The sequence below is a fragment of the Ruegeria sp. HKCCA0235A genome (assembly GCF_013033235.1).
GTDB lineage: Bacteria > Pseudomonadota > Alphaproteobacteria > Rhodobacterales > Rhodobacteraceae > Ruegeria.
In genome coordinates this window covers 163,591-188,856 of record NZ_WQDQ01000001.1, presented here as the reverse complement: position 1 = coordinate 188,856, position 25,266 = coordinate 163,591, and the positions used below count along the sequence as shown (strand labels likewise).

Below are 25,266 nucleotides of genomic sequence, written 5' to 3'. Positions count from 1 at the left end.
TCTAATCGGAAAGCGCGGCCATCAGCCGTGCTTTCTGCCCCTGGTCGTCAGGTTGTGAAATCACGGCGGCCAGATCCTCGAGCGAGGCAATCGAGTGCCCTGCCCTGAAACTGTCGACATGGGGCAGCATGGCCGCCACCCCCTGGGCCTTGGGGGCAAACCCGTCCCAGCGCAGCAGAGGGTTCAGCCAGATCAGGCGTTTGGAGGACAGGTGCAGCCGCTCGATCTCTTTCTCAAGGCTCTCAGGGTCACCCCGTTCCAAACCGTCGGTGATCAAAAGAACAACCGCACCTTGCCCCATAACACGTCTTGACCAGTCTCTGTTGAACTGATGCAGACAGTCGCCGATGCGCGTGCCCCCCTCCCAGTCCTGTGCCTCGGCCCCGGCAGCGGCGAGCGCTGCGTCAACATCCCGATGATGCAAGTGGCGGGATATGTTGGTCAGGCGCGTGCCGAACGTGAAGGCATGAACCTTGGCCCAACCTGCCCCCTTGGCGTTCGAGACCGTGTGCAGGAAATGCAGAATGACTCGGCTGTATTGGCTCATCGAACCCGAAATATCGCAAAGCGCAACAAGATTTGGCCACCGAGGTTTAGGCTGTAGTCGGGCGATATCACGCAATTCGCCCCCTTGCCGCATGGCAGCGCGCAAGGTGCGGGCACGGTCGATACGGTGCCCCAGATGACTGGCCTGTCCGCGGCGCGACTCAATGGGTTTGACCGGCAGGGTCATCCGCGCCAATACGCGTTTGGCTTGCGCGATTTCTGCGGTGCTCATCTGTTCGAAGTCCAGGTTGCGAAGACGCTCTTCGGACGATGCCGTTTGCATGGCGTCAATCTCGATTTCGGTTTCGCCTTCGTCTTGCGCAGCCGGCTGGGGCGCGTCACGTTCGACACCATCCAGCAGGGCCTCGGCTGCGCGCTTTTCCCCGGCATCCGCCTTGCGCTCCTCTTGTACGCCCCGAATGGCAGGAAGCATCATGGCCATCATGTGTTCCATGTATCGCGGGTCGCGCCAGTACATTCGGAAGACCTGCGCAAACACCGTGCGATGTTCGGGGCGGTTCACGAAACAGGCGTGCAGCGTCCAGTAGAAATCCCGTTTCTGGGTAAAACCCGCGGCTTGTACCGCACGAATTGCATCGATCACCCGCCCTGGACCAATCGGCAGCCCCGCCTTCCGCAGCGCGCGGGCAAAATGGGTGATGTTCTGCGCCAGCTTCGGGTTGTCGGGAATCTCCAGCGGGATTTGCTCGGCCATAGCGCGTCAGGCCGGCTCAAGGGTCGCTTTGGCCTCATCCAGAATGCGCTTGGCCTCAGACCCTTGCAGCTTCTGGATGTCGTCCTGATATTTCAGGATCGCCCCCAGCGTGTCACCGATCACCTCGGGACTAAGGTTCATCACGTCCAGCGCCAGCAGACATTTGGCCCAGTCAATGGTTTCGGCCACGCCGGGTTTCTTGAACAGATCCTCGGTGCGCAGACGCTGAACGAAAGCCACGACTTCGCGGCTGAGCGCATCGGCGGCCTCGGGCGCGCGCGAGTGCAGAATTTCGATCTCGCGTTCAAAATCGGGATAATCGACCCAGTGATACAGGCAGCGACGCTTGAGGGCATCGTGCACTTCGCGGGTCCGGTTCGACGTGACAATCACAATGGGTGGTTCGGGTGCTGAAACAGTTCCCAATTCAGGGATCGTGACCTGAAAATCACTGAGAGCTTCCAGCAGAAAGGCTTCGAACGGTTCATCGGTCCGGTCCAGTTCGTCGATCAGAAGAACTGGCGCTCCGTTTTCGTCGGGGCGCATTGCTTGCAGCAAGGGGCGTTCGATCAGGTATTCATCCGAAAACAGTTCCGCCTGCAACGCGCCCCGGTCGGCCCCGCCCGAAGCTTCGGCCGTTCGGATCGCAACCATCTGCGCCGGAAAGTTCCATTCGTAAACGGCCGAGGACGCGTCCAGACCTTCGTAGCACTGCAACCGGATCAAACGGCGGTTCAGACCGGATGCCAGCGCCTTGGCGATTTCCGTTTTGCCAACTCCGGCCTCGCCTTCCAGAAACAACGGGCGTCCAAGCTTCAGCGACAGGAACACAACCGTGGCAAGGGCCCGCCCGCAGACATAGCCCTGACGTCCCAGCATCTGCTGCACGGCATCGATGGAATTTGGCTGCGTCATGGAAATCCTCTCTACTTCGCCGACAAACAGGTCACGCAAGCGCCTTTGCGTCAAGGCCCTAGCCCCTGTCAGAGCTACGACGTTCCGGTTGGTTGACAAGTTTTTTTGGCAACTCGTTCCGGGCTGGTTGGTCTTTCGGGGCAGCTATGCTAGCGGAAGGCCATGACTGATACCCTCACGATCCGCCGCCCCGACGATTGGCATCTGCATCTGCGCGATGGCGCCATGTTGCAGGCCGTTCTGCCCGAAACTGCACGTCATTTCGCCCGTGCAATCATAATGCCGAACCTCGTGCCGCCGGTTGTGCGCGGGGATCAGGCCGCCACTTATCGCGACAGAATCCTGGCCGCCCTGCCCGACGGCATGGTGTTCGAGCCACTGATGACCCTGTACCTGACCGAGGATACAGATGCGCAGGACGTCGCCACCGCCCATGCCAGCGGGCTGATAAAAGCGGTCAAGCTGTACCCCGCAGGGGCCACGACCAATTCGGCCTCGGGCGTGCGTGACTTTGACAAAGTGCGCCCGGTTCTGGAGAAAATGGCCGAGATCGGCCTGCCCATGTGTGTCCATGGTGAAGTGACCGACGCCGAGATCGACATCTTTGACCGCGAGGCCGTGTTCATCGACCGCGTTCTGGACCCAATCCGAAAATCGACGCCGGGTCTGCGCGTGGTGATGGAACATATCACCACGTCCAATGGCGTGGACTATGTCAAAGCCAACGAAACGGATCTGGGTGCGACGATCACCGCGCACCACCTGATCATCAACCGCAACCATATTCTGGTGGGCGGGATCAAACCGCATTACTATTGCCTGCCGGTCGCCAAGCGCGAGGAACATCGCCAGGCTTTGCTGGCTGCCGCCACCTCGGGCGACCCGAGGTTCTTCCTGGGCACGGACAGCGCTCCGCACACGGATGCAAACAAAGAAATGGCCTGCGGCTGTGCGGGGTGTTTCACCGCGACGAATACCATGTCTCTGGTGGCCGAGATGTTCGACCGCGAAGGTGCACTGGACAAGCTCGAGGCGTTCGTCTCGCTCAACGGGCCGGGCTTTTACCGCCTGCCTGTGAACGAAGAAACGATTACCCTGACCAAAGGCGAGCCGGTTGCATACCCGTCAAAGATCGACACGGGCGATGGACCTGTCACGGTGTTCGACCCCGGTTTTCCGCTGCACTGGCGCGTGGCTTAACCCGCCATACGTTCGGCCAGATCACGGGCGCGACCGCCGGTGCGCAGCATCGACCAGATCGCGTCCGCCTCATCCGTTCCGATCAGCTTCGACGCTTTGGCGCGCACACGATCCTCGCGGTCAGACCGCGACATTGGGGTCAGCAGGTCATGCGTCGCCTCGCGGCGGATACCGTCGCGACGCAGCAAGGCCAGATGCGCCTGCGTTTCCGACAGGTTTTCATCCGCTTCGACCGTGATGCGATCTTGCAGAGACGTAATGCGCGGGTCCGCGCAGACCTTGTCGGTGTAGCTGCCCGGCAAAGCCGTATCATACCCCAGCGCCTGCATTGCGATGACCGTCCGGTAAGAGAACTTGGCCCCCAGCCCGGTTGTGGGCGAAAGCTGATTGCACACACTCATCCAACGGGGATGGGTTTTGATTTTGATCTCGGCCACTTCGGGTTCCGCGATGTCTAGCGCGCGCGCCGCCTCCAACGCCGCGTGCAGGCCGTGACAACAGGCGTGGAACTTGTGGCTTACCGTTTCGAACAACCATTCATCGCCCAAACCATCCAGCGCGCTTTGATCCGCTGCACCCTGATGGGTCGCGCCAAATCCATACGTGCCTTCCAGCGCGTCGGCGTTGGGTTGAAATCCACGCTGAGCAAGCACAGCCGCCTCGACCCCTGCCGAAGCGGCAAGCCCGGCATTGTAAGGCTTGCCCATTGTTCCGAACTGGGCCTTCAGCCCGGCCGCGCGCGTTGCCGTCAAACCCAATACGGACCGCATCTGAACCTTGTCGAATCCAAGCAACCGCCCCACGGCGACAGCGGCCCCGAATGCACCGGATGTCGCTGTCTGGTGAAACCCGGCCTGATAATGCCCCCTGCCCAGCCACAGGCCGACACGGATTGACGTCTCCATACCAACCAGCGCGGCTTCGAGCAGATCGACCAGAATGCGGTCATCCCACTCGGCCACGGCAAGGGCCGCAGGCAGGATGGCGACTGACGGATGCCCGATATGCGCGAAATGCGTGTCATCGTAATCCAGAGCGTGGGATATGGTTCCATTCACCAAAGCTGCGCCGCGCAATGGGGCCGCGCCCCCTCCGAACAGATGGGCCTGAGCGTTCCCGCCCTCGGCCAGAACCATATCGCGTACTATGCAGGATACCGGCTCGGACGCCCCTGCACGACCAACCGCCATCCAATCCAGAACGGACAGCGACGTGACAATCCGCGCTTGAGCCGTCGTTGAAACCGAGCCCGCCGCGAAGGTGGCCAATGCTGCTGAGAAATCCGTCATGAGCGCAGTCTAGCGTGCGCCCTTGCCGCGTAAAGACCTAGCCGTAGAGTTCTTTCGCACGCGCCTCGAAGGCGCGGACGATCCGCTGCATGGCTTCGTTGAACACAACGCCGATGATCCCCTGAAGGATGGCGTTCTTGAATTCGAAATCCACATGGAACGAGATGTTGCACCCCCCGTCGGGCGCGTCCTCGAACTGCCAGTCGGATTTCATGTATTTGAAAGGCCCGTCCAGATACTCGGTATCGATCTTCTTCTGATCTGGAAACAGGGTCACCCGGCTGCCGAACCGTTCGCGAAACACCTTGAACGAAATGACCAGATCGGCCTCCATCACCTCGGCCGCACCGACCGCATAGGTCTTGCGGATCCGGGCCGCGGCGCACCAGGGCAGAAACTTTGGGTAGCTGCCCACATCCGCAACAAGATCATACATCTGCTGGGCTGTGTATGGCAGGTGGCGGGTTTCCGAATGGATTGGCATGATGTCCGGTATTTGCAGGTGACAATGGCGCGTCATGTCGTATGTTGCGCGCCAAAGATCAAGGGGGCTGCGATGACTAACCGCGCTTATGTGATAGATGAGATGATCTCGGCCAAGGCCATCGCGGCGCGGATCGAAGAGTTATGCCGCGAAATCACGGATGAGTTCGGCGATACCGACAAGCTTGTCGTCGTAGGATTGCTGCGCGGCAGTTTCGTCTTCATCGCCGATCTGGTGCGGGAACTGGACCTGCCGATCGAAGTGGATTTCCTTGAGGCGTCCTCGTATGGCGATTCGATGGAGAGCAGCCGGGAAGTACGCATTCTCAAGGACTTGCGCGGCGCCATCGAAGGCCGCGACGTGCTGGTGGTCGAAGATATCGTCGACACCGGACACACGCTGAACCACGTCACCAACCTGCTCCGCAGCCGCAAGCCGAAACGGCTCAAGTCGATTGCCCTGCTCGACAAACCCAGCCGTCGCGAAGTTGATTTCCGGTCAGACTGGATAGGCTTTGAAATTCCGGATGAATTCGTCGTGGGTTACGGGATCGATTACGCTCAGCGCAACCGCAACCTGCCGTTTATCGGCAAAGTCCGGTTTACCGAGGACTAGCCGCACTTTACCCGGGCAATTTGAGTGGCTACCCAGCGCCTCAAATTCAAAAACCCGAATAATAATAGACAAACTTATTTGCGCGCCCTTACTCTTCCTATCAGCTCGGGAGGATTATGGATGAAGCGTGTAGTTGCGACAGCCGGCGTCGTTATAGCGATCGTAGCACTTGCAAGTTCGGGTGCTGCAAAAGACAACAAGGGCAAAGGGCAAGGTGCCAATAAAAACAAGGTAGAGAAATCCATCAAGTCAAACGGCAAAGCCGTACCGCCCGGTCAAATCAAAAGATACACGCGCGGGCAGAAGCTGCCGGGTGATCTGAGTTTTGACTATATCGACGATCTCGACAACTGGAAGCTCAAGCCTTTGGGGCCCGGCCAGCGCTATATCCGGGTGGATGATGAAATACTCTCGATATCTGATGATACAAAGACAGTTATAGAAGCCTTTGGAATCGTTGGTGATCTGGTCAAATAAGTGGATGGCGTCTAGTAGGTGTTGCTAAGTGCGACATCAATCGCGCTCAGGAAAACCCCGGTTCCAATCGGAATAAGCGCATCCGGGAAATCGTAATCCGGGTTGTGCAGTTGCGGATGGTCCTGCCCCGCCCCCAACCAGAACATGGCCGCCTGCGCGCCTTTGCCAAATTGGCCGAAGTCTTCGGAAAAACGCTGTGGCTGATCGACCAGCCTGCACGCGACGCCCCGATCGGCACAGGCTTTGGCCAAAACCGAAACGGTTTCACGGTCATTGACGCAGGCTTCGAACACCTCGTCATAGCTGATTTCGAACGCCAGACCTTCGGCCTCCGCCGTGTTTTTGACCAGAGTTTCGGCCTCTGCCATCAGGCTTTCCATCCGCGCGTCCGAAACCGTGCGCAGGGTTACCCACAGTTCGGCTTGCCCCGGTGCGACACCGACTGTGCGCTCGCCCAGTGTGGCGTGGGTGACCGTGGTCAAAGCGTAGGTGTCATCCAAGTCGCCACCCGCCCCCAAGTTGGCCAATGCCGGAATCAACGTGGACAAAGCACCTGCCGGTGACACGCCGTCCTGAGGGGCGGCTGCGTGTGAGGTTTTGCCTGTCAGAACGATTTGCATCCCGCGCGAAGCACAATTCGCGGGACCTTCACACAGTTCCACCGCCCCCAGTTCCAGCCCCGGAAAATTATGCAGAGACAGCACGATGTCAGGGGAAACCTCAGCGAACTGAGGATCGGCCCGATAAGCAATCGCGCCATGTCCGGTTTCCTCGGCGGGTTGGAAAATCAGAACCACGCGGCCAGATTTCGGTCGCTGTTCCTTCAGCGCCTCCGCCACCCCGAGAACCATCACCATGTGGCCATCATGGCCGCACAGATGCCCCTTGCCTGCAATCCGAGATGTATATTCCAGATCCGAGAGTTCCTGAATTGGCAGCCCATCCAGTTCGCATCGAATTCCAACTGTGGGGCCGGGAACACCGCTTTCGTAAACGGCCGCAACACCGTGCCCGCCGATGCCGCACAAAACCCTGTCCGCACCCGCTTGGCGCAAAAGATCCGCAACCCGCGCCGCGGTATTCTCCTCCTGCCCCGAAAGCTCTGGCTGTTGGTGAAACTCGTGGCGCAGGCGGATGAGCTGCGCGATCCGCTCCGGCGTCACGCTTGCTGTAGCTTTGCTTGCCGGGCCGCGCGAAGCCGGGCGAAATCGTCGCCCGCGTGGTATGAAGACCGGGTCAGAGGCGTCGCGGATACCATCAGGAACCCCTTGCCATAAGCCGCCTTTTCGTAAGATGCGAACTCTTCCGGGGTTACGAACCGATCCACTCCGTGATGTTTCGGTGTCGGTTGCAGGTACTGGCCGATGGTCAGGAAATCGATATCCGCCGCGCGCATGTCGTCCATGACCTGACGCACTTGCTGTTCGTTTTCGCCCAACCCGACCATGATGCCCGATTTGGTGAAGATCGACGGATCAAGTTCTTTCACCCGCTGTAGCAGGCGCAGGGAATGAAAGTACCGCGCACCAGGGCGCACTTCGGGGTAGAGACCCGGTACCGTTTCCAGATTGTGGTTGAACACATCCGGTTTCGCTTCGACCACAATCTCAAGGACCGTGCTGTCGCATTTCAGGAAGTCCGGCGTCAGAATCTCGATCGTGGTTTTCGGAGAACGATGACGTACCGCGCGAATTGTCTGCGCAAAGTGCTCGGCCCCGCCGTCTTGCAGGTCGTCACGGTCCACCGAGGTGATCACCACGTGGTTCAGGCCAAGTTTTTCGACCGCATGGGCCACGCGACCGGGTTCAAACGCGTCAAGATCGTCGGGGCGACCGGTTGCGATGTTGCAGAAGGTGCAGCCGCGCGTACAAATCTCGCCCATGATCATCATGGTGGCATGACCTTGGCTCCAGCATTCTCCTACGTTGGGGCACCCCGCTTCTTCGCAGACCGTCACCAGATTGTTGTCGCGCATGATCCGCCGCGTATCCGCATAGCCCTTGCCACCGGGTGCCTTGACCCTGATCCAGTTCGGCTTTTTGGGCTGTGCATTGTCCGGACGATGGGCTTTTTCCGGATGGCGCTCTTCGGGGATCTTCAGATCTCGCACGGTCGTTTTCCTGGCTTTGGGTCAACTCTTCTTGCTCATAACATAGTCAGAAGCGCGGTGTTAGACCAGCGGCGCATAGCCGCTATGCATTGCATCCTCGCAAGCGCAGAAAGACATCATGCGCGTATTCGTATTTGCGATTTAATTTCAATATCTAGCAAGACGTTGGCCTTATTCGCAATCGCAGCGTTTACGCGATTGAATGCGGTTTAGAACTGTTTTAATTCACACCTAAATCACATGTGAATCACAGGAGTTTGACTATGAAAACCGGCGCAAAACTGCCCGACGTGACCTTTCACACCCGTGTCCGTGACGATTCCATCGAAGGACCAAACCCATTCCGTTGGGAAGACAAGACGACAGCTGACTATTTCGCCGGTAAGCGCGTAATCCTGTTCTCATTGCCGGGTGCGTTCACCCCGACCTGTTCGACTTATCAGCTGCCTGGGTTTGAGAACGGCTATGCCGATTTCAAAGCCATGGGGATCGACGAAATATACTGCATGTCCGTCAACGACAGTTTCGTGATGAACAAATGGGCCCAGGATCAGGACCTGAAGAACGTGAAAGTCATCCCCGACGGATCGGGAGAGTTCACCCGGAAAATGGGCATGTTGGTCGACAAGGACAATCTGGGTTTCGGAATGCGCTCGTGGCGCTATGCGGCCATCGTCAATGATGGCGTTGTCGAGGCGTGGTTCGAAGAGCCCGGCCTGATGGATAATTGCCCAGAAGATCCCTATGGCGTGTCCTCGCCGGAAAACCTGATGAAACACCTGAAGGCGTCAGCAAAACCTGAAATGGCCTAAGCCTCAAATCCAAAGAAAAGGCCCGTATACACCGGGCCTTTTTTCTGATCAGCCGATCATCCGATCTCGTTCCGCCTGTTCCTGATAATGCCGTTTCAGCCGTTGCAGGGCGATCCTCAGGACGATTTTGCCGGACCGCGCTGACCAACCCATTCGCTTTTCCGCCAGCTCCAACCCTTCCAGATAGCAACAGCATCGCAACGCAACATCACTCAGACCCGGTCCCAGGTCGGACAAGGCCCGTGCAACGCGGTCCTTCGCATCAGAAGCCCCCTTTCCTCCATGGCTTTCACTGTCAAAGCTGCTTCGACCACCTGTCGTCAGAAAACGATCCCAGTTCTGCGAAACCTGAGGGCCGATCTGTGCCAGCTCAAAATCTTCGCGCAAGCGCTCGCCGGCGCTGACGAGTGAGTCATCCAGAAACGGTTTTCCGTCACGATCCCGTCTGCGCGACAATGCTATCAGCGGGCTTTCCGCAGCACTGTACCGAATGCGTTTGACCCGCTCGGCGGACCCGCCCGAAGGCTTGCCCTGAAAGCTACTCTGAGCTTCGGCAAAACCAAAGTCAGTCCCGGCACGTGCCTTGTTTTCTGCCTTGGCGATCAAATGGCTTAGCGCCGTTCGTCCCGCTGCGGATATCCGATATCGCGAAATGCGTCCGGGATTGTCGCAGGTGATCCAGTCTTTCAAAGCCAGGGCCTGCGCGATCCTGCATTCTACGACAGCGGTTCTTGTAGCCCCGGCATTGCCGGTGTCGCGTACGACGACCGCCTTGTCCATTTCCTCGGCCACGGCAAGGACCGAACCCGTCTCGCTCAGGCGGCGCAACACACGCAGTGCCTCATTTTCAAATTCTTCTTCAGCCGCGTTTTCTGACCCGCTTGCCAGGCCGTCTGCGCACTCCGAAGCTGAAAAATGTGTCTCTGCGAGCGATTGCAAGGCCGCATCCACCAGTGGATCGTCGCGGCGCAATTCGATGCGTCGAATTTGCCTGAGGATAGTTGACGCATGGCACCCGGCTGATCGCGCGATATCGCGGATCGAGCGACCGGTCTCCGTATGAGCAAGGTATCTTTGCGCCCCTTCTGGAACCCATGCCGGAATGGTGAAAGCCATGTTGTTTTCCATAATTATTTGCCCTCGTCGACAAAACAAACTGCCACTTTTCGCCCTCGGAATGTGGGTTAACCAAATCTAACTAGAGGTCCATTCGTTACTCGTTCGTTAACCACACAAGGCAAGAACCAGATTTGATTCAAAAAGATAAACAGTCGTGAAACCATCGTTCGGGGAGACTCTGACCAAGGCAACACCCGCTTAAGTTGTGCAAAAACAGAATCCATCAATTTCCGAAAAAAGGACACATAACATGCAGGACCTGATGACAATGATCGCAACCCTCCGCCGCCCACGCATGTTGGCGCGTGCTGCCAGATTCGGGGCGCGGGATTACAATCGGGACAGGCATCTGCAACGCATTCTGGGATACGGCTCGCTGCCCGGTTCAGGTCAGGCGCTGCTGCGTTTGCTCGAGATGGAGAAAGATGTAAATGAACTGCGAAAAGAAGATGATGCCGCCTACTCATTGGTGCGGCATCTGGATCTGCTTATTGCGCTGTTGGGTGAGGCGCAGCTGTATCAGGCCAGCCGCGCCTCGGTTCTTCAATAATCAGGCGAAAGCATCCGGCATGGAGGCCTTTTTCTCGGCGATATAGGCTTCCAGCGCCGCCGCGGTATCCGGGTCCATCTGTGGTTGCTGATAATTGGCCAGCAAATGTTCTACTCGCGCCGTGGCCAAAGCCCTCGTGTCACGCGCACCCTCTTCCTGCCAGGTTTCATATGGCTTGTAGTCCAGCACTTCGGATTTCCAGAAGGATTCCTTGAAGTTGGCCTGCGTATGGGCACAGCCGAGATAGTGACCACCCGGCCCTACTTCGCGGATTGCGTCCATGGCCTGCGCGTTTTCATCATAGGCCACGCCCTTGGCCAGTGAATGCAGCACTCCCAACTGATCCGCATCCATGACGAACTTCTCGAAATCGGCGACCAGACCGCCTTCCAGCCAGCCGCAGGAATGCAGCATGAAGTTCACGCCCGATAGCAGACCCATGTTCAGCGAATTCGCTGTTTCGTAGGCCGCCTGCGCATCCGGCAGTTTCGAGCCGCAGAACGACCCTGCCGAGCGGTATGGCAGGTTCAGACGACGCGCCAGCTGGCCTGCACCATACGTGATATGCGCGGCTTCTGGCGTGCCGAAGGTGGGTGCGCCCGAGTTCATATCGATCGACGTCACGAACGCGCCAAAAATCGCGGGGGCACCCGGGCGGATGATCTGGCTGTAGGCAACACCGGCCATGACCTCGGCCAGAACCTGCGTCAAAGTACCGGCCACCGAGACTGGCGCCATCGCTCCACCCACGATGAAGGGCGAGATGATGCAGGCCTGATTGTTGCGCGCATAAACTTCCAACGACCCCATCATCACATCGTCGAATGTCATCGGCGAGTTGATGTTGGTCAGCGAGGTCATCACGGTGTTTTCCTGCACGAACTCCTTGCCGAACAGGATTTCGCACATTTCAACTGAATCCTGTGCGCGGCTGGGATCGGTCACCGAGCCCATGAATGGTTTGTCCGAAAGGGTCATATGCGCCTTCAGCATGTCCAGATGGCGTTTGTTCACCGGAATGTCGGTCGGCTCGCACACCGTACCGCCCGAGTGGTGCAACCACTTGGACATGTAGGCAAGTTTCACGAACTTGTTGAAATCGTCCATGGTTGCATAGCGGCGCCCACCCTGTGCATCACGCACGAACGGAGGACCGTAAACCGGGGCCAGAACCATGTTGCGGCCACCGATCACAACCGATTTTTCGGGGTTGCGGGCGTGTTGGGTAAACTGGCTGGGGGCTGTCTTGATCAGCTCACGCGCCAGACCACGCGGAATGCGCACACGCTCGCCGTCGATATCTGCGCCCGCGTCACGCCACCGTTCCAAAGCTGCTGGATTGTCGACAAAGTTGACGCCGATTTCTTCCAACACGGTTTCAGCGTTGTTTTCGATAATCTCAAGCGCCTCTTCGTTGAGTATCTCGAAATTCGGAATGTTGCGTTCGATGTATTTCGCAGTCTCGATACGAACTGCGGTACGCTCGGCACGGCGGGCAGCGCCACCGCCACCTCTCGCCCTGCGCCGGGTGTTTGCCTCTGCCATGAGAAAATCCCGTCTGATTGGTTAGATTGAGCGTTTTGATACAGGTTTGCCGGAACTCAAGCATAGGGATTGCGGCGCTCTGGGGGGAAAAGCGACATTGCCGCCCCAGGCCGGTCAGTCAGGATCGGCCGCCAACGCTTTCTCCATGGTAAGGCCGCTGCGCGCCTGATCCGTCACTTTCCAGCCCATGTGCCGATACATCGCAATAGTGTCTTTCATCATTTTATGAGTTCGCAACTTCAACTTGGACAGATTCCGCGCCTGTGCTTCTTCTTGGGCAAACTGCATCAATTGCCGCGCAACCCCCTGCCCTTGGGCTTCGGGCGCAACCGCAAGGTTGTACACCATGATTGCGTCGTCAACTTGGTCAAAAACGATGACCCCGACTATACCGCCGGATATCGCAACCACGACGCGATGGGTCTTGATGTCATCCGCGATTCCGGCAGTAACGTCCGGCAGATCTTCGATCCGGCTTATTGCGTCTGCATAAGCATTTTCCAGGCACCGCGTTACCTTATCCGCATCCGCCACATCAGCCGTTCTGAATTTGATCTTCGACATGGCACCTGATCTTTCCGCCGGTTTGACTCAGCTTTTGTACCAAATGACGCCATACCGCTTGCACATGCAAGGCTTGCAACTTATGAGCCGGTTATGACCCAGACATCCCACGACCGCCTTCTGATCATCGACTTCGGCAGCCAGGTTACGCAGCTTATCGCCCGCCGCCTGCGCGAGCTGAATGTCTATTGTGAAATTCACCCTTACCAGAATGTCACGATGGATTTCGTGCGGGAAATGGCGCCGCGCGCCGTGATTTTCTCGGGCGGTCCGGACAGCGTGACGCGCGAGGGCTCGCCCCGCGCCCCGCAAGAGATTTTTGATTACGGCGTTCCGATTCTGGGCATCTGCTATGGCCAGCAGGTGATGATGCATCAGCTTGGCGGCAAGGTCGAAAGCGGCCATGGCACAGCCGAGTTTGGTCGGGCCTTTGTTACACCGAAAGACAAACTGGATATCCTGGAAGGCTGGTTCGCGGACGGCGATGAACAAGTCTGGATGAGCCATGGCGACCATGTCAGTGAAATCGCACCGGGGTTCGAGGTATTCGGAACCTCGCCCAACGCACCTTATGCGATCACGGCCGATCCATCGCGGCACTTCTACGCCGTGCAGTTTCACCCCGAGGTACACCATACGCCAAAAGGCGCGAAACTGTATGAAAACTTCGTTAAGCTGGCCGGGTTCAAGGGCGACTGGACCATGGGTGCCTATCGCGAAGAGATGATCCGCAAGATCCGCGAACAAGTTGGAGACAAAAAGGTCATTTGCGGATTGTCCGGTGGCGTCGACAGCTCGGTTGCCGCGATCCTTATTCACGAAGCAATCGGGGATCAGCTGACTTGCGTCTTTGTCGACCATGGGCTGCTGCGCAAGAATGAAGCCGAAGAAGTCGTTGGCATGTTCCGGGACAACTACAACATTCAGTTGATCCACGCCGACGAATCCGAGTTGTTCCTTGGCGAACTGGAAGGTCAGAGCGACCCCGAGACCAAACGCAAAATCATCGGAAAACTGTTCATCGATGTGTTCCAGAAACACGCCGATACCATCGACGGCGCCGAATTCCTGGCTCAGGGCACTCTCTATCCCGATGTGATCGAATCGGTGTCGTTCTCGGGCGGGCCTTCCGTAACGATCAAGTCCCACCACAACGTGGGTGGCCTGCCGGAAAAGATGGGCTTGAAACTGGTCGAACCGCTGCGTGAATTGTTCAAGGATGAGGTCCGCGCCTTGGGTCGCGAGCTTGGTCTGCCGCAGAGCTTCATCGGGCGCCACCCCTTCCCCGGACCGGGTCTGGCCATTCGCTGCCCAGGCGAGATCACCCGCGAAAAGCTGGAGATTCTGCGCGAGGCCGACGCGATCTACATCGATCAGATCCGCAAACACGGGCTTTATGATGACATCTGGCAGGCTTTCGTCGCCATCCTTCCCGTCCGCACCGTCGGCGTGATGGGCGACGGGCGCACCTATGACTATGCCTGTGCGTTGCGGGCCGTCACCTCGGTCGATGGGATGACGGCGGATTACTATCCGTTCAGCCATGAGTTCCTTGGCGAAACGGCAACCCGGATCATCAACGAGGTCAAAGGCATCAACCGGTGCACATATGACGTCACCTCGAAACCCCCCGGAACCATCGAGTGGGAATGATCCGGTAAAACGCAACCTCGGTCGACGCCAAAACGACCCGATCCCGGGAAATCTGCCCTAGTCGTGCCTGAAAAAGCCGGGCACGGCCTTGAACCTGACGCTTCATAAGCGTTTCAATGATTCAACGAATTCAATCTTATTGATCGCGTAGCGAAAGCCCCGATACCGAGGCCGTGACCGCGCGGCCAGGCCGGGGTGCGGTACGTGAATCAGACACAAAAAAACACATTCAAAGCCGCCTTGTGGATGACCGGAGCCATCGCGTCCTTCTCCTCGATGGCGGTTGCCGGTCGCGAATTGAGCCTCGTGCACGACACCTTCGAGATCATGATGTATCGAAGCCTCGTCGGGTTTCTTGTTGTCGCCCTCGTACTCACGGCCACAGGCGGTTGGATTCAGGTTTCCACGCAACGCCTGGGGTTGCACGCCCTGCGAAACACCCTGCATTTCACAGGGCAGAATCTTTGGTTCTATGCGGTCGCTGTTGCGCCTTTGGCGCAGGTGTTCGCGCTGGAATTCACACAGCCGCTTTGGGTGATCCTGCTGTCGCCGCTGCTGCTGAACGAACGTCTGACGCCCCTCAAAATAACGGCAGCACTTATCGGTTTTGCTGGCGTTCTGATTGTCACGCGCCCAGGCAGTGCGCCTTTAAGCCCTGGCCTTGCTACCGCAGCCGCGTCTGCGATTTTCTTCGCATTTACAACGATTACAACAAAAAACCTCACTCGTTTTGCCAGCATCGGGTGCATCGTTTTCTGGCTTACTTCCATGCAGGCGGTGCTTGGGGCCATCGCAGCCGGTTTTGATGGGCAGATTGCCTTGCCCACGGCGCAAACCGCTCCGTTTTTGGTTCTGGTCGGTCTGGCGGGGCTGCTGGCACATTTCTGCATTACCAACGCGCTGGCGATCGCACCGGCGACAGTTGTGATCCCATTTGATTTTGCGAGGCTTCCCACCATCGCTGTGGTCGGAATGATCCTATACCACGAACCCATTGACCATTGGGTTCTGATCGGTGCGGCGATCATCTTTTCAGGAATATTCCTGAATATCTGGTCTGAAAGCCGTAACAGTTTAGCAACAGTTGAAAACAGTAGTCGCAATACGTAACGCACCGTCACCAGTTGACCTTAAAGTAACCAAAAAGAGAGTATCGCTCATCATACACGGGATAGGCGTTCGTAACACTCAGCCAAACGCCATTGAAACCCGCCTGAGATTGTTAGGGAGGACAGAATGAAAAAAACACTACTCGCGACCTGCGCTTTGTGCGTTGGAGCGACGGCAGGATACGCAGGCGGCCTTGATCGAAGCGGTCAGGGCATCAACCTGATCTTCGAAGAAGGGTCAGCAGTCCAGTTTCGGTTGGGATACACCAACCCCAGCGTAACGGGCACCATGCCTGCTTTGGCTGGACCAAACATCGGGCAGCCGGTCGATTCCGGAGAAGTTGCGAACGACTTTTTCACACCGCATCTGGGTTATAAAACGTCACTGACCGAAAAGCTCGATTTCGCGATCATGTATGACCAGCCCTTTGGGGCCGACATTGAATACGCAAACACCTACCCTCTTTCGATCAACCCTATTCCGGGTGGTCGTACCGATGTTTTGAGGGCTACAGCAGACACGGACGCCATTACGGCATTGCTGCGTTACAAATTCGATGGCGGGTTCAGCGCAATCGGCGGTATTCGAGCACAGCGTGTGAAGGCTTCTGTCACCGTCCCGCTTGCAGCAGGGTACCAGGTTGACACCAATGCCGACACTGCATTCGGCTACGTTATCGGGGTTGCATGGGAGAAACCGGAAATCGCAGCACGTGTGTCACTGACATACAACTCCAAGATCAGCCACGATCTATCGCAAACAGAATCTCTGAACCCACCACCGTTCCCTCCGATTCCACCCGGGACCGTGGCCACCTTCAACACAAACAGCGAAATTGAGACGCCCCAGTCGATCAACCTGGACTTCCAGACGGGCGTCGCGCCTAAAACGCTGTTGTTTGGTTCTGTTCGTTGGGTCGACTGGCCACAGCTGGTGTACAACCCGCCAAACTACCCGCCGACCAGCAACCTTGTTGACTACGACGATGCGACCTTCACCTATTCGTTGGGCTTGGGGTATCAATTCTCGGAAGAGTTCAGCGGTGCTGTAACACTAGGCTATGAGTCTTCTCAGGGTACTCCTGTATCCAACCTCGGCCCGACTGACGGGTTCTGGAGCATTGGTCTGGGCGGAACATATTCGTTGGAGAATGCCAAAATTTCCGGTGGCGTACGCTACACTGACATCGGTGATGCAACGGCAGATGGCGCCTTTGGGCAAACAGCCACCTTCAGCGGCAACAGCGCCTGGAGTGTTGGGTTTCAGATCACTTACGCTCTGAACTAAATCCAAGGCGTTTTCATCTTAGGCTCCGCTGTTTCAGCGGGGCCTTTTTTATGCGCAGGTTTCGGGTCGTATATCTGTCGAATGAATGAAATTGTGCGGCCATGAACACGCAAAAACACCTTTCTCGGCGCGCCTGGGTCGAGCTTCTTCTTCTGGCCGTCATCTGGGGCGCATCCTTTGTAGCCATCCGGATCGCTCTGGACTCCATTCCCGTTATGACATCGGTTCTGCACCGCACGTTCTGGGCGATGCTGGTGCTGTGGCTGGTGGCTTGGGGCAAGGGGCTTTCGCTGCCCCGCTCTGTGCGCATCTGGGGTGCATTTCTGATCATGGGATTGCTGAACAATGTCATCCCGTTCAGCTTGATGGCATGGGGTCAGCTTTACATCGATTCTGGTCTTACGGCCATTCTGAACGCGACCACAGCCATCTTTGGCGTTCTGGTTGCGGCGCTGTTTTTCAAAGATGAGCGTTTGACACAAGCCCGGGTTATCGGAGTCGTTTTGGGTTTTCTCGGTGTCTCGATCACGATCGGACTAAAGACCTTCACGTCTTTCAGCCTGCAAAACACAGCGCAGCTTGCCGTGTTGGCCGGAACGCTGTCGTATGCTTTTGCGGCGGCTTGGGCGCGGCATCATCTGTCTGACCTTCATCCCGTAGTCGCGGCAGCAGGAATGCTGACCGGTTCGACTGTGCTGATCCTGCCGCTGGCGCTCATGACGGACGGGGTGCCAACACTTGCCCTACCCGCGACTACCTGGGTTGCGATTGGCTATTACGCCATTGTGGCAACAGCGGGCGCATATCTTTTGTACTATCGAGTCCTGGCAATGGCGGGCAGCGGCAACCTGATGCTGGTGACGCTTGTTATCCCTCCTGTCGCCATCGTGCTTGGCGCAATTCTGCGGAACGAAGCGCTGCCGCCGAATGCCTATTTCGGCTTTGTCATCCTTGCCATGGGTCTTCTGGTATTGAACCGAGCTGGCCGCCGTGATTGACGCCGTGCGCTGCCCGATTTAGCAAAGGCAAAAAAGGGACAGCACAAGATGATCTACAATTCAGCCAAAGACTGGCGCACGGCAAGCCGCAAGAAGGTGCTGTTCTTTGGCATGTCCGGTCTGGGCAAGACATATGTCTCGAACATACTTCGGGACTCGGGGAACTGGTTTCACTACTCGATCGACTATCGCATCGGCACCCGGTACATGGGCGAATACATCACCGACAATGCGAAGGCCGAGGCGATGAAAGTCCCGTTCTTGCGTGACCTGCTTCTGTCGGATTCCATTTACATCGGCTCTAATATCTCGTTCGCGAATCTGACTCCGGTCGCAGCCTATCTGGGCAAACCGGGCAACCCTGCCCTTGGCGGATTGGAGATGCCGGAATACCGCCGCAGGCAGGAACAGTTTCGGCTGGCCGAAATACACGCGCTGCTGGATACCGAGTATTTCATCGACCGGGCCGAGCGTTTGTACAAATACCCCCATTTCATCTGCGACACCGGTGGATCGATCTGCGAATGGGTAGACCCCGAAGATCCGAACGATCGGGTACTGTCCCAACTTTCGCAACACACCCTGATGATCTGGCTGAAGGGGGATGAGGAACACACGGCAGAGCTTGTACGCCGTTTTGACAAAGCCCCAAAGCCGATGTCCTATCAGGCCGAATTCCTGACCAAGGCGTGGACAGATTATCTGGACCTGCAAGGCTGTTCAGAAGCAGATGTGGATCCCGATGATTTCGTCCGTTGGACCTATGCACAGGCCTTGGCACACCGCCAGCCGCGTTACGAAGCCATGGCGAATAACTGGGGCGTGACGATTGCCGCCAACGACATCGGAAAAATTCGCGATGCCGCCGATTTCGATGAGTTGATCGAACACACACTTGAGACCACGCGCAACAACGCCTAACTATCAGTTTTCACTGATCTCTTAGAAGCCTGACACATGCCCATCAAAATCCCATCGGAACTGCCTGCTTTTGACGTCTTGACCAAAGAGGGCGTCATGGTCATGGACGAAGATCAGGCAATGCGTCAGGACATCCGCCCGCTGCGCATCGGTTTGCTGAACCTGATGCCCAAGAAAATCCAGACCGAAAACCAGTTCGCACGTCTGATCGGGGCGACCCCGTTGCAGATCGATCTGTCTTTGATCCGCATGACCGAACACCGGACCAAGAACACTGCCGCCGAGCATATGTCCGAGTTCTATCGCCCGTTTCAGGAGATCAAGGATCAGAAATTCGACGGCCTGATCATCACCGGTGCCCCGATCGAACATCTGGAATTTCATGATGTCACCTATTGGGACGAAATCAGCGAGATCTTCGACTGGACCCAAACCAACGTACATTCCACCTTTGGTGTGTGCTGGGGCGGGATGGCGATGATCAACCATTTTCACGATGTCAAAAAGCACATGCTGGACGCAAAAGCCTTTGGGTGTTTCCGGCATCGCAACCTGGACCCGGCGTCTCCGTTCCTGCGCGGTTTCTCGGATGACTGCGTCGTTCCGGTCAGCCGATGGACGGAAATGAAACAGGATGAAATCGATCGCGCACCCGGGCTGAGGACCCTGTTGGGCAGCGACGATGTCGGCCCCTGTCTGGTCGAAGATCCCGGCCATCGCGCGCTGTATATCTTCAATCACTTCGAATACGACAGTGACACGCTGAAACAGGAATATGATCGGGACGTCAGCAACGGCACGCCTATCAACGTGCCGATAAACTACTACCCAGATGATGATCCATCCAAAACACCGCAGAACCGGTGGCGCAGTCATGCACATCTGCTGTACGGCAACTGGATCAACGAAATCTATCAGACCACGCCGTTCGACATAACGAAAATTGGCCACTAAAGTCCTGATATCCCTTGGCTTGGCCGTTCTGGGCCTTGTCATACTGACAACCTGGCGCAGCGCCCGGAACGAAGCGCTGGCCGAGGCGGCTTTCCCCCCCGAGGGTCGGATTCTGGATGTGGGCGGCATCGCCGTGCACGCCGTGGTCATGGGGGACGGTCCTGATGTCGTTCTGATCCACGGTTCCAGCGGGAACACGCGCGACATGACCTTCGCGCTGGCCCCCATTCTGGCTAGGTCATACCGCGTGATCGTTTTTGACCGACCGGGCCTGGGCTATTCCGAAAGCTTCAATCCGGATGGCGAAACCATCATTGAGCAGGCGGATATCCTGCAACGGGCGGCGGCTCAGCTTGGTGCGGAAAAACCCATCGTGGCCGGGCAGAGCTATGGCGGATCGGTCTCGCTGGCCTGGGCCGTGACCCGACCCGAGAATATCTCGGCTCTGGTTCTGATCGCCCCGGCCGCTATCCCATGGGAAACGCCCTTGGATGGGTTCAACCGGCTTGCGTCAACCACGGCGGGCAATCTGCTGGCCTTGCCCTTGATCAGCTCTTTCGTGCCCGAATGGTACGTCACACAGGCGTTGGACAAAGTTTTTGCACCGCAAACGGCGCCCGAAGGTTATGCGGAACATTTCGGGCCCGGGCTGACGATCCGGCGTGGCTCGATGCATGCAAACGCCAAGCAGCGCGCCAACCTGCTGGACGAAATTACCCGACTGCAACCCAGATATAGCGAAATCTCCGTTCCGACGGAAATCATCCACGGAACGGCCGACGACACCGTTGGTCTTGAATGGCATTCTGAACGCCTGATCGAACAGATCCCCGGGGCCGAGTTGATCGAGCTACCGGGTGTCGGCCATATGCCACAGGTGGTCGCAGCGCCCGAGGTTGCCGCCGCGATAGATCGCGCGGCGCAGCGCGCGGGTTTGCGTTAACCCACGCTCTAATCCATAGTCAGATATGGATTTTATCGCGAGGTGACATATGGCCCGGTCAGGAAAAGGTTCTATCGAGAAGTATTTTCAGAAAGACGCGCCCAAATCTGTACGGGAAGAGATTCAAAACGCGAAAAAGGGCGAAATTCTGAACCCGACCTACCCGTATTCCGAAAAAATGAAGACCAAGGATTATGATGAGCAGATGGACCTGCTTCAGATTGAATTGGTCAAAATGCAATCCTGGGTCAAGGAAACCGACCAGCGGGTTGCCATCATATTCGAAGGTCGCGATGCCGCCGGCAAAGGTGGCACCATCAAACGGTTTCGCGAAAACCTGAACCCGCGCGGCGCGCGCAACGTTGCGCTGGCCAAACCATCAGACGCCGAACGCAGCCAATGGTATTTTCAGCGCTACATCCCGCATCTTCCCGCCGCAGGAGAGATCGTGTTCTTTGATCGCAGCTGGTACAATCGAGGTGTCGTCGAGAATGTCTTTGGCTTCTGCACTCAGGAACAGCGTGAGAGGTTCTTCCGTCAGGTCCTGCCGCTTGAAACGGGCCTGGTGAATGACGGCATCCATTTATTCAAGTTCTGGCTCAATGTCGGGCGCGCAGAACAACTGAACCGTTTTCTGGCGCGCGAAAACGACCCTTTGAAGCATTGGAAGCTCAGCGCGATCGACGTCGCAGGGCTGAACAAATGGGATGAATACACGCAGTCGATCTCGGAAACCCTGACCCGGTCGCATTCTGATGCCTGCCCGTGGACGATTGTGCGTTCTGACGACAAGAAACGCGCGCGGCTTGCGGCCATCCGAACGGTTCTGCATGCCTTGGACTATGATGAGAACGACAAGAACAGTATCGGCGAGATTGATACCCGTATCTGCGGTGGCCCGGATATGTGGGAGGCATAAATTGTCTCTCTGCCCTGCCCCGTCGATGGCTTCACGATCATGTATTGGACGACAATGCGTCGGTGGTCTATGTCCTTGTCTTCCAACACGCAATCAATGCAACTGAGGCCGGGATGACGAAACGCGGTTATCACCACGGAAACCTGAAGCAAGCCCTGATCGAGGCTGCCTTGTCCCTGATCGAAGACAAGGGCCCGACCGGTTTCACGCTGTCCGAGGCGGCCAAAACGGCCGGTGTCACGCCTGCCGCCGTCTATCGTCATTTTCAAGGGCGCGAGGACCTGATTGCCGAAGCCGCACGGCAGGGGTTTGAGATGTTCGCAGACCTGATGCAATACGCCTATGACGAGGGACAGCCTTCAGCCCTTGCCGCTTTTGAAGCAACGGGGCGTGCATATCTGGCCTTTGCGCGCAAAAATCCCGGGCATTACATCGCCATGTTCGAAAGCGGAATTTCCCTGAACCGGACACCCGAACTGTCCCTGGCAGCCAACCGGGCGAAGGCCGTTCTTGAAAAAGCGGCAGCGGACTTGTCCCAACATATTCCGCCTGACAAGCGCCCGCCCGCGTCGATGTTCAGCGCCCATATCTGGGCGATGAGCCACGGAGTCGTCGAGCTGTATGCCCGAAATACCGGCGCAACTTCGCCTTTTCCTCCCGAAGATTTGCTGGAAAGCGGTATCGGCATCTACCTGCGCGGTTTGGGCCTGATCCCCCAGGACGAGTGACGCGGTCAAAACGAACGACTGCCCTGAGGCATACTCAAGCCCGATGTCACATTGATCAGATCCATCTCACCCATGCCCTTGATATCAACGCACCCAAGCTCCGAGACCTGAAACTCGTCAATCAGGGCATATTTCATCTCTTCCGGGGCCACGATGTTCATGGGGTTGGCAAAGACCTGCAACCGGGACGCGATGTTTACGGCAGGGCCAAACACGTCATAGACATATTTCTGAATGCCCACGACCGATCCGACCGCCGCACCCATCCCCAATCCGATCCGCGCCTGCCACTTATGCGGATGGCTTTCGTTGCGGCGTTCGAGATAGCGCAGGAACCTTACCGCACAATGCGCCACGGCGGTTGCATGATCCGGTGTTGGATCTGGCATACCTGACACGGCCAGATAAGCATCTCCGATCGTTTTGATCCGCTCACACCCGAATTGTTCCACGATCCGGTCAAAGGCCGTGAAGATGTCGTTCAGTTCACTCAAGGTGACCGTCGGGTCGGTCTTGGCCGCAAAATCCGTGAACCCGACAAAATCCAGCATAACTACCGAAACCTGCTGATACAGCTGCGGTGTGACAACGCCGAACGTCTTGAACTCTTCATACACGGCTCGGGGCATCAGGTTCAGCAACAGCCGTTCCACTCTTTCCTTTTCGCGCTCAAGCTCTCGGGTGTTGCGCTCGACCATGGTGGAATAGCTGTCGATCATGCTTTCCAATTCTCGAATGCGGGTGATGTTCTGACATTCCACAATCAGCACCTGCTCGGACAAGCCATTTGCCAATGAGACCGTGACAGCAAAGATCAAGGTCCTGCGTTTCGGCTTTATCTGCAATTCGACCGAGTACCGAAGGCCGGACTGCTTTACATCCTCCAGTTCTTTGGGGTCGAGATCCGACAGAACGTCGCTTAGGGTACTCCCCTTTTCAGGAGTGCCGAACCATTCCGTGAAAGGCCCGTTGTGAAATACGAATTGCAGGTCGGATGCGCGCACCACGGCGACACCGACTCCGATCGCACGCAGCAATTGCTCGTTTATCGCCAGAATGCTCATGCCGCGTTCCGAGTGACTATGATCGAACGTTTGCCTTCGATTGCGGTCAGCGCAGTTTTGATGTCGCCATCGGACATGCCATGCTGACTCAGCGCGTCGCCGAACAGCTCGGCCATGACGTCGAATTCGTTGTGCGAAATGTTCAGATGGCGATGAACTGCTTCGATCCTGTCATCACTGAAGGATGCGGGTCCGCCAATCAAAGACGAGACGAACTTGGTTTGATGGTCGATCAAACGCGGCATATCAATGTCTTCGAAATGATGGCCGATCTCATCCGAATCCAGCGCCATTTCATAGAAGGTCATCACGACCCGGCTGATCGTTTTAAAACCGCCATATTTTTCATAAAGTGTCTGTGCCACACGAATACCCGCGCGTTACCAATCAATAACCCCACAACTTTATATCAAATCGATATTTTTGTTAACGCTTATGATTTTCTGGCCCGGAAGGATCCAAAACCGTCTTTCCGCACAGGAAAACCTGCCAGAGCATCGCTGAGGCCGAAGAGGACCCTTCATACGTTCTTTGAGAATGGGAAACGAAGGAAAGTTACACCAAGCAGGATTATCTATTGACTGATCTTAAAGCGCTCTGATGGGCTGGGCCGGATCAGCTTTGAACGCAAGCAGCCCGCCCTTCTGGAGGAAATTTTCCTCTGGTCCCCCCAGAAGTAGCCGTTCAAAGAGAATTTCGTTTCAATACGGCGTGTCCTCATGTTCACATGCAGGAAAATGGCACAACAATCGAAAGGACCAAAAGTGCAGGAACATGGATATGCGTCCGGGCGACTGAATCTTCCTTTTGTCGGAATATCGACCTTCGCAAAATCTCCATATGTCGAGAACTGGGACGGAATCGAGGCCGATGTTTGCGTGCTCGGCGCGCCGTTCGACTTTGGAACCCAATGGCGCCCCGGCGCGCGTTTTGGTCCTCGGGCCGTGCGAGAAGCATCGACCCTTTTCAGTTTTGGCCATGCCGGCGCCTATGATCATGAGGATGACGCGCCCTATCTTGACAGCTCGGTTCGGATCGTCGACCTAGGCGATGCGGATATTGTCCACACCAAGACCGAGACGAGCCACAAGAACATAGCCTTTGGTGTGCAGAAAATTCTCGAGGCCGGGGCACTTCCGCTGGTGATTGGCGGTGATCACTCGATCAACATCCCCTGCATTTCCGCATTTGAAAGCGACTGCACTGAAAACGGCCCGATCCATGTTGTTCAAATCGATGCGCATTTGGACTTTGTAGATGAACGTCATGGCGTCACCAACGGACACGGAAATCCCATGCGCCGCGCGATCGAGAAAGACTATGTTTCAGGGATGACCCAGCTGGGCATTCGAAACGTATCGTCCACCGCCAAGGAAGGGTATGACGACGCGCGTGCGCGCGGATCGGATATCCTGTCGGTACGGCAGGTTCGCAGATTGGGAACACAGGCTGTTCTTGACCGCATACCCGAGGGAAAACGGTACTACGTGACTATTGATATCGATGCGTTCTGTCCCTCGATCGCACCAGGAACGGGAACTCCCAGCCACGGAGGGTTTCTGTACTATGACGTTCTGGAGATTCTTCAGGGGCTGGCGAAAAGAGGTGACGTGGTCGGCATCGATCTTGTCGAGGTGGCTCCTGCCTACGATCCCACCGAAAGCACTCAGATTCTGGCAGCGCAGCTTCTGCTGAATTTTCTGGGTTTCATATTTCACGAACGAGCTCGGCGCACGTGATAAGCGGGT

General features: G+C 56.9%; 26 protein-coding genes. 15 read left to right on the top strand and 11 right to left on the bottom strand.

Features of this window, described 5'->3' with window-relative positions:
- Position 1 precedes the first annotated feature (1 nt).
- A complete protein-coding gene (locus GOW56_RS00885) occupies positions 2 to 1,261 on the bottom strand; it encodes a VWA domain-containing protein (RefSeq protein ID WP_171204670.1) in 1,260 nt (419 codons plus the stop codon).
- 6 nt (positions 1,262 to 1,267) lie between these two features.
- Positions 1,268 to 2,176: a MoxR family ATPase gene (locus GOW56_RS00880; protein ID WP_171204669.1), complete on the bottom strand. Its 909-nt coding sequence runs from the start codon at positions 2,174 to 2,176 to the stop codon at positions 1,268 to 1,270.
- 162 nt (positions 2,177 to 2,338) lie between these two features.
- Here GOW56_RS00880 and pyrC point away from each other — a divergent pair, with 162 nt between their 5' ends.
- Complete coding sequence (pyrC, locus tag GOW56_RS00875) at positions 2,339 to 3,376, top strand: dihydroorotase (protein WP_171204668.1); 1,038 nt, start codon at positions 2,339 to 2,341, stop codon at positions 3,374 to 3,376.
- Here pyrC and GOW56_RS00870 read toward each other — a convergent pair.
- Positions 3,373 to 4,665: an MmgE/PrpD family protein gene (locus GOW56_RS00870; RefSeq protein ID WP_171204667.1), complete on the bottom strand. Its 1,293-nt coding sequence runs from the start codon at positions 4,663 to 4,665 to the stop codon at positions 3,373 to 3,375. The two genes, pyrC and GOW56_RS00870, sit on opposite strands and share 4 nt — an antisense overlap.
- A gap of 37 nt (positions 4,666 to 4,702) precedes the next feature.
- Positions 4,703 to 5,149 carry a type II toxin-antitoxin system RatA family toxin gene (locus tag GOW56_RS00865; RefSeq protein ID WP_171205021.1) on the bottom strand — a complete coding sequence of 149 codons (447 nt, stop codon included), beginning with the start codon at positions 5,147 to 5,149 and terminating at the stop codon, positions 4,703 to 4,705.
- 72 nt (positions 5,150 to 5,221) lie between these two features.
- Here GOW56_RS00865 and hpt point away from each other — a divergent pair, with 72 nt between their 5' ends.
- Together hpt and GOW56_RS00855 are read left to right on the top strand one after the other, a co-directional pair.
- Entirely contained in the window at positions 5,222 to 5,764 is a 543-nt protein-coding gene (gene hpt, locus GOW56_RS00860; protein ID WP_152457820.1) for a hypoxanthine phosphoribosyltransferase, read from the top strand.
- A 120-nt stretch (positions 5,765 to 5,884) separates the two neighbouring features.
- Positions 5,885 to 6,241 (top strand): hypothetical protein, encoded by a 357-nt coding sequence (locus GOW56_RS00855; RefSeq protein WP_171204666.1) that lies wholly within the window; start codon positions 5,885 to 5,887, stop codon positions 6,239 to 6,241.
- A gap of 11 nt (positions 6,242 to 6,252) precedes the next feature.
- Here the strand turns inward: GOW56_RS00855 and GOW56_RS00850 are convergent, their stop codons facing one another.
- Positions 6,253 to 7,404 (bottom strand): amidohydrolase, encoded by a 1,152-nt coding sequence (locus GOW56_RS00850; protein ID WP_171204665.1) that lies wholly within the window; start codon positions 7,402 to 7,404, stop codon positions 6,253 to 6,255.
- On the bottom strand, positions 7,401 to 8,351 hold the full coding sequence (gene lipA, locus GOW56_RS00845; protein WP_171116194.1) for a lipoyl synthase: 951 nt from the start codon (positions 8,349 to 8,351) through the stop codon (positions 7,401 to 7,403). The genes GOW56_RS00850 and lipA overlap by 4 nt, the downstream gene beginning before the upstream one ends.
- Positions 8,352 to 8,614: 263 nt before the next feature.
- On the opposite strand from lipA, the gene GOW56_RS00840 reads away from it, so the two are divergent.
- Positions 8,615 to 9,163 carry a peroxiredoxin gene (locus GOW56_RS00840; RefSeq protein WP_171204664.1) on the top strand — a complete coding sequence of 183 codons (549 nt, stop codon included), beginning with the start codon at positions 8,615 to 8,617 and terminating at the stop codon, positions 9,161 to 9,163.
- A gap of 48 nt (positions 9,164 to 9,211) precedes the next feature.
- On the opposite strand, the gene GOW56_RS00835 is transcribed toward GOW56_RS00840, so the two are convergent.
- On the bottom strand, positions 9,212 to 10,291 hold the full coding sequence (locus GOW56_RS00835) for a DUF6456 domain-containing protein (protein ID WP_171204663.1): 1,080 nt from the start codon (positions 10,289 to 10,291) through the stop codon (positions 9,212 to 9,214).
- A gap of 241 nt (positions 10,292 to 10,532) precedes the next feature.
- On the opposite strand from GOW56_RS00835, the gene GOW56_RS00830 reads away from it, so the two are divergent.
- Positions 10,533 to 10,832: a DUF6477 family protein gene (locus GOW56_RS00830; protein ID WP_171204662.1), complete on the top strand. Its 300-nt coding sequence runs from the start codon at positions 10,533 to 10,535 to the stop codon at positions 10,830 to 10,832.
- On the opposite strand, the gene GOW56_RS00825 is transcribed toward GOW56_RS00830, so the two are convergent.
- Both GOW56_RS00825 and GOW56_RS00820 read right to left on the bottom strand, forming a co-directional pair.
- On the bottom strand, positions 10,833 to 12,377 hold the full coding sequence (locus tag GOW56_RS00825) for a trimethylamine methyltransferase family protein (protein WP_152457813.1): 1,545 nt from the start codon (positions 12,375 to 12,377) through the stop codon (positions 10,833 to 10,835).
- 114 nt (positions 12,378 to 12,491) lie between these two features.
- On the bottom strand, positions 12,492 to 12,941 hold the full coding sequence (locus GOW56_RS00820) for a GNAT family N-acetyltransferase (RefSeq protein ID WP_171204661.1): 450 nt from the start codon (positions 12,939 to 12,941) through the stop codon (positions 12,492 to 12,494).
- A 93-nt stretch (positions 12,942 to 13,034) separates the two neighbouring features.
- On the opposite strand from GOW56_RS00820, the gene guaA reads away from it, so the two are divergent.
- From guaA to GOW56_RS00775, 9 genes are all read left to right on the top strand, one after another.
- Positions 13,035 to 14,594, top strand: coding sequence for a glutamine-hydrolyzing GMP synthase (gene guaA, locus GOW56_RS00815; RefSeq protein ID WP_171204660.1), 1,560 nt, complete (start codon positions 13,035 to 13,037; stop codon positions 14,592 to 14,594).
- 246 nt (positions 14,595 to 14,840) lie between these two features.
- Positions 14,841 to 15,704, top strand: coding sequence for a DMT family transporter (locus GOW56_RS00810; RefSeq protein WP_171168686.1), 864 nt, complete (start codon positions 14,841 to 14,843; stop codon positions 15,702 to 15,704).
- Between the two features lie 126 nt (positions 15,705 to 15,830).
- Positions 15,831 to 16,991 carry an OmpP1/FadL family transporter gene (locus tag GOW56_RS00805; RefSeq protein ID WP_171204659.1) on the top strand — a complete coding sequence of 387 codons (1,161 nt, stop codon included), beginning with the start codon at positions 15,831 to 15,833 and terminating at the stop codon, positions 16,989 to 16,991.
- 101 nt (positions 16,992 to 17,092) lie between these two features.
- Positions 17,093 to 17,989 (top strand): DMT family transporter, encoded by an 897-nt coding sequence (locus GOW56_RS00800; protein WP_171204658.1) that lies wholly within the window; start codon positions 17,093 to 17,095, stop codon positions 17,987 to 17,989.
- A gap of 48 nt (positions 17,990 to 18,037) precedes the next feature.
- Positions 18,038 to 18,910, top strand: a complete 873-nt coding sequence (locus GOW56_RS00795) for an ATPase (RefSeq protein ID WP_171116212.1) — start codon at positions 18,038 to 18,040, stop codon at positions 18,908 to 18,910.
- 36 nt (positions 18,911 to 18,946) lie between these two features.
- Entirely contained in the window at positions 18,947 to 19,864 is a 918-nt protein-coding gene (gene metA / locus GOW56_RS00790) for a homoserine O-succinyltransferase (RefSeq protein WP_171204657.1), read from the top strand.
- Positions 19,854 to 20,807 (top strand): alpha/beta fold hydrolase, encoded by a 954-nt coding sequence (locus tag GOW56_RS00785; RefSeq protein WP_171204656.1) that lies wholly within the window; start codon positions 19,854 to 19,856, stop codon positions 20,805 to 20,807. The genes metA and GOW56_RS00785 overlap by 11 nt, the downstream gene beginning before the upstream one ends.
- Before the next feature lie 49 nt (positions 20,808 to 20,856).
- Entirely contained in the window at positions 20,857 to 21,726 is an 870-nt protein-coding gene (ppk2, locus tag GOW56_RS00780) for a polyphosphate kinase 2 (protein WP_171204655.1), read from the top strand.
- Positions 21,727 to 21,839: 113 nt separating this feature from the next.
- On the top strand, positions 21,840 to 22,454 hold the full coding sequence (locus GOW56_RS00775; RefSeq protein WP_152457804.1) for a TetR/AcrR family transcriptional regulator: 615 nt from the start codon (positions 21,840 to 21,842) through the stop codon (positions 22,452 to 22,454).
- Positions 22,455 to 22,459: 5 nt separating this feature from the next.
- On the opposite strand, the gene GOW56_RS00770 is transcribed toward GOW56_RS00775, so the two are convergent.
- On the bottom strand, positions 22,460 to 23,518 hold the full coding sequence (locus GOW56_RS00770) for an adenylate/guanylate cyclase domain-containing protein (RefSeq protein ID WP_171116220.1): 1,059 nt from the start codon (positions 23,516 to 23,518) through the stop codon (positions 22,460 to 22,462).
- Positions 23,515 to 23,883, bottom strand: a complete 369-nt coding sequence (locus GOW56_RS00765) for a group 1 truncated hemoglobin (protein WP_152457802.1) — start codon at positions 23,881 to 23,883, stop codon at positions 23,515 to 23,517. Before GOW56_RS00765 ends, GOW56_RS00770 begins: the two co-directional genes overlap by 4 nt.
- Positions 23,884 to 24,282: 399 nt before the next feature.
- Here GOW56_RS00765 and speB point away from each other — a divergent pair, with 399 nt between their 5' ends.
- Entirely contained in the window at positions 24,283 to 25,257 is a 975-nt protein-coding gene (gene speB / locus GOW56_RS00760) for an agmatinase (protein ID WP_171205020.1), read from the top strand.
- The last annotated feature ends 9 nt before the right edge of the window (positions 25,258 to 25,266 follow it).

Excerpts from the sequence above, each read along its gene's own strand:
- GOW56_RS00885 (WP_171204670.1), bottom strand. The coding sequence starts at position 1,261 with ATGGCCGAGCAAATCCCGCTGGAGATTCCCGACAACCCGAAGCTGGCG.
- GOW56_RS00880 (WP_171204669.1), bottom strand. The coding sequence starts at position 2,176 with ATGACGCAGCCAAATTCCATCGATGCCGTGCAGCAGATGCTGGGACGT.
- pyrC (WP_171204668.1), top strand. The coding sequence starts at position 2,339 with ATGACTGATACCCTCACGATCCGCCGCCCCGACGATTGGCATCTGCAT.
- GOW56_RS00870 (WP_171204667.1), bottom strand. The coding sequence starts at position 4,665 with ATGACGGATTTCTCAGCAGCATTGGCCACCTTCGCGGCGGGCTCGGTT.
- GOW56_RS00865 (WP_171205021.1), bottom strand. The coding sequence starts at position 5,149 with ATGCCAATCCATTCGGAAACCCGCCACCTGCCATACACAGCCCAGCAG.
- hpt (WP_152457820.1), top strand. The coding sequence starts at position 5,222 with ATGACTAACCGCGCTTATGTGATAGATGAGATGATCTCGGCCAAGGCC.
- GOW56_RS00855 (WP_171204666.1), top strand. The coding sequence starts at position 5,885 with ATGAAGCGTGTAGTTGCGACAGCCGGCGTCGTTATAGCGATCGTAGCA.
- GOW56_RS00840 (WP_171204664.1), top strand. The coding sequence starts at position 8,615 with ATGAAAACCGGCGCAAAACTGCCCGACGTGACCTTTCACACCCGTGTC.
- GOW56_RS00835 (WP_171204663.1), bottom strand. The coding sequence starts at position 10,291 with ATGGAAAACAACATGGCTTTCACCATTCCGGCATGGGTTCCAGAAGGG.
- GOW56_RS00830 (WP_171204662.1), top strand. The coding sequence starts at position 10,533 with ATGCAGGACCTGATGACAATGATCGCAACCCTCCGCCGCCCACGCATG.
- GOW56_RS00825 (WP_152457813.1), bottom strand. The coding sequence starts at position 12,377 with ATGGCAGAGGCAAACACCCGGCGCAGGGCGAGAGGTGGCGGTGGCGCT.
- GOW56_RS00820 (WP_171204661.1), bottom strand. The coding sequence starts at position 12,941 with ATGTCGAAGATCAAATTCAGAACGGCTGATGTGGCGGATGCGGATAAG.
- guaA (WP_171204660.1), top strand. The coding sequence starts at position 13,035 with ATGACCCAGACATCCCACGACCGCCTTCTGATCATCGACTTCGGCAGC.
- GOW56_RS00810 (WP_171168686.1), top strand. The coding sequence starts at position 14,841 with ATGACCGGAGCCATCGCGTCCTTCTCCTCGATGGCGGTTGCCGGTCGC.
- GOW56_RS00805 (WP_171204659.1), top strand. The coding sequence starts at position 15,831 with ATGAAAAAAACACTACTCGCGACCTGCGCTTTGTGCGTTGGAGCGACG.
- GOW56_RS00800 (WP_171204658.1), top strand. The coding sequence starts at position 17,093 with ATGAACACGCAAAAACACCTTTCTCGGCGCGCCTGGGTCGAGCTTCTT.
- GOW56_RS00795 (WP_171116212.1), top strand. The coding sequence starts at position 18,038 with ATGATCTACAATTCAGCCAAAGACTGGCGCACGGCAAGCCGCAAGAAG.
- metA (WP_171204657.1), top strand. The coding sequence starts at position 18,947 with ATGCCCATCAAAATCCCATCGGAACTGCCTGCTTTTGACGTCTTGACC.
- ppk2 (WP_171204655.1), top strand. The coding sequence starts at position 20,857 with ATGGCCCGGTCAGGAAAAGGTTCTATCGAGAAGTATTTTCAGAAAGAC.
- GOW56_RS00775 (WP_152457804.1), top strand. The coding sequence starts at position 21,840 with ATGACGAAACGCGGTTATCACCACGGAAACCTGAAGCAAGCCCTGATC.
- GOW56_RS00770 (WP_171116220.1), bottom strand. The coding sequence starts at position 23,518 with ATGAGCATTCTGGCGATAAACGAGCAATTGCTGCGTGCGATCGGAGTC.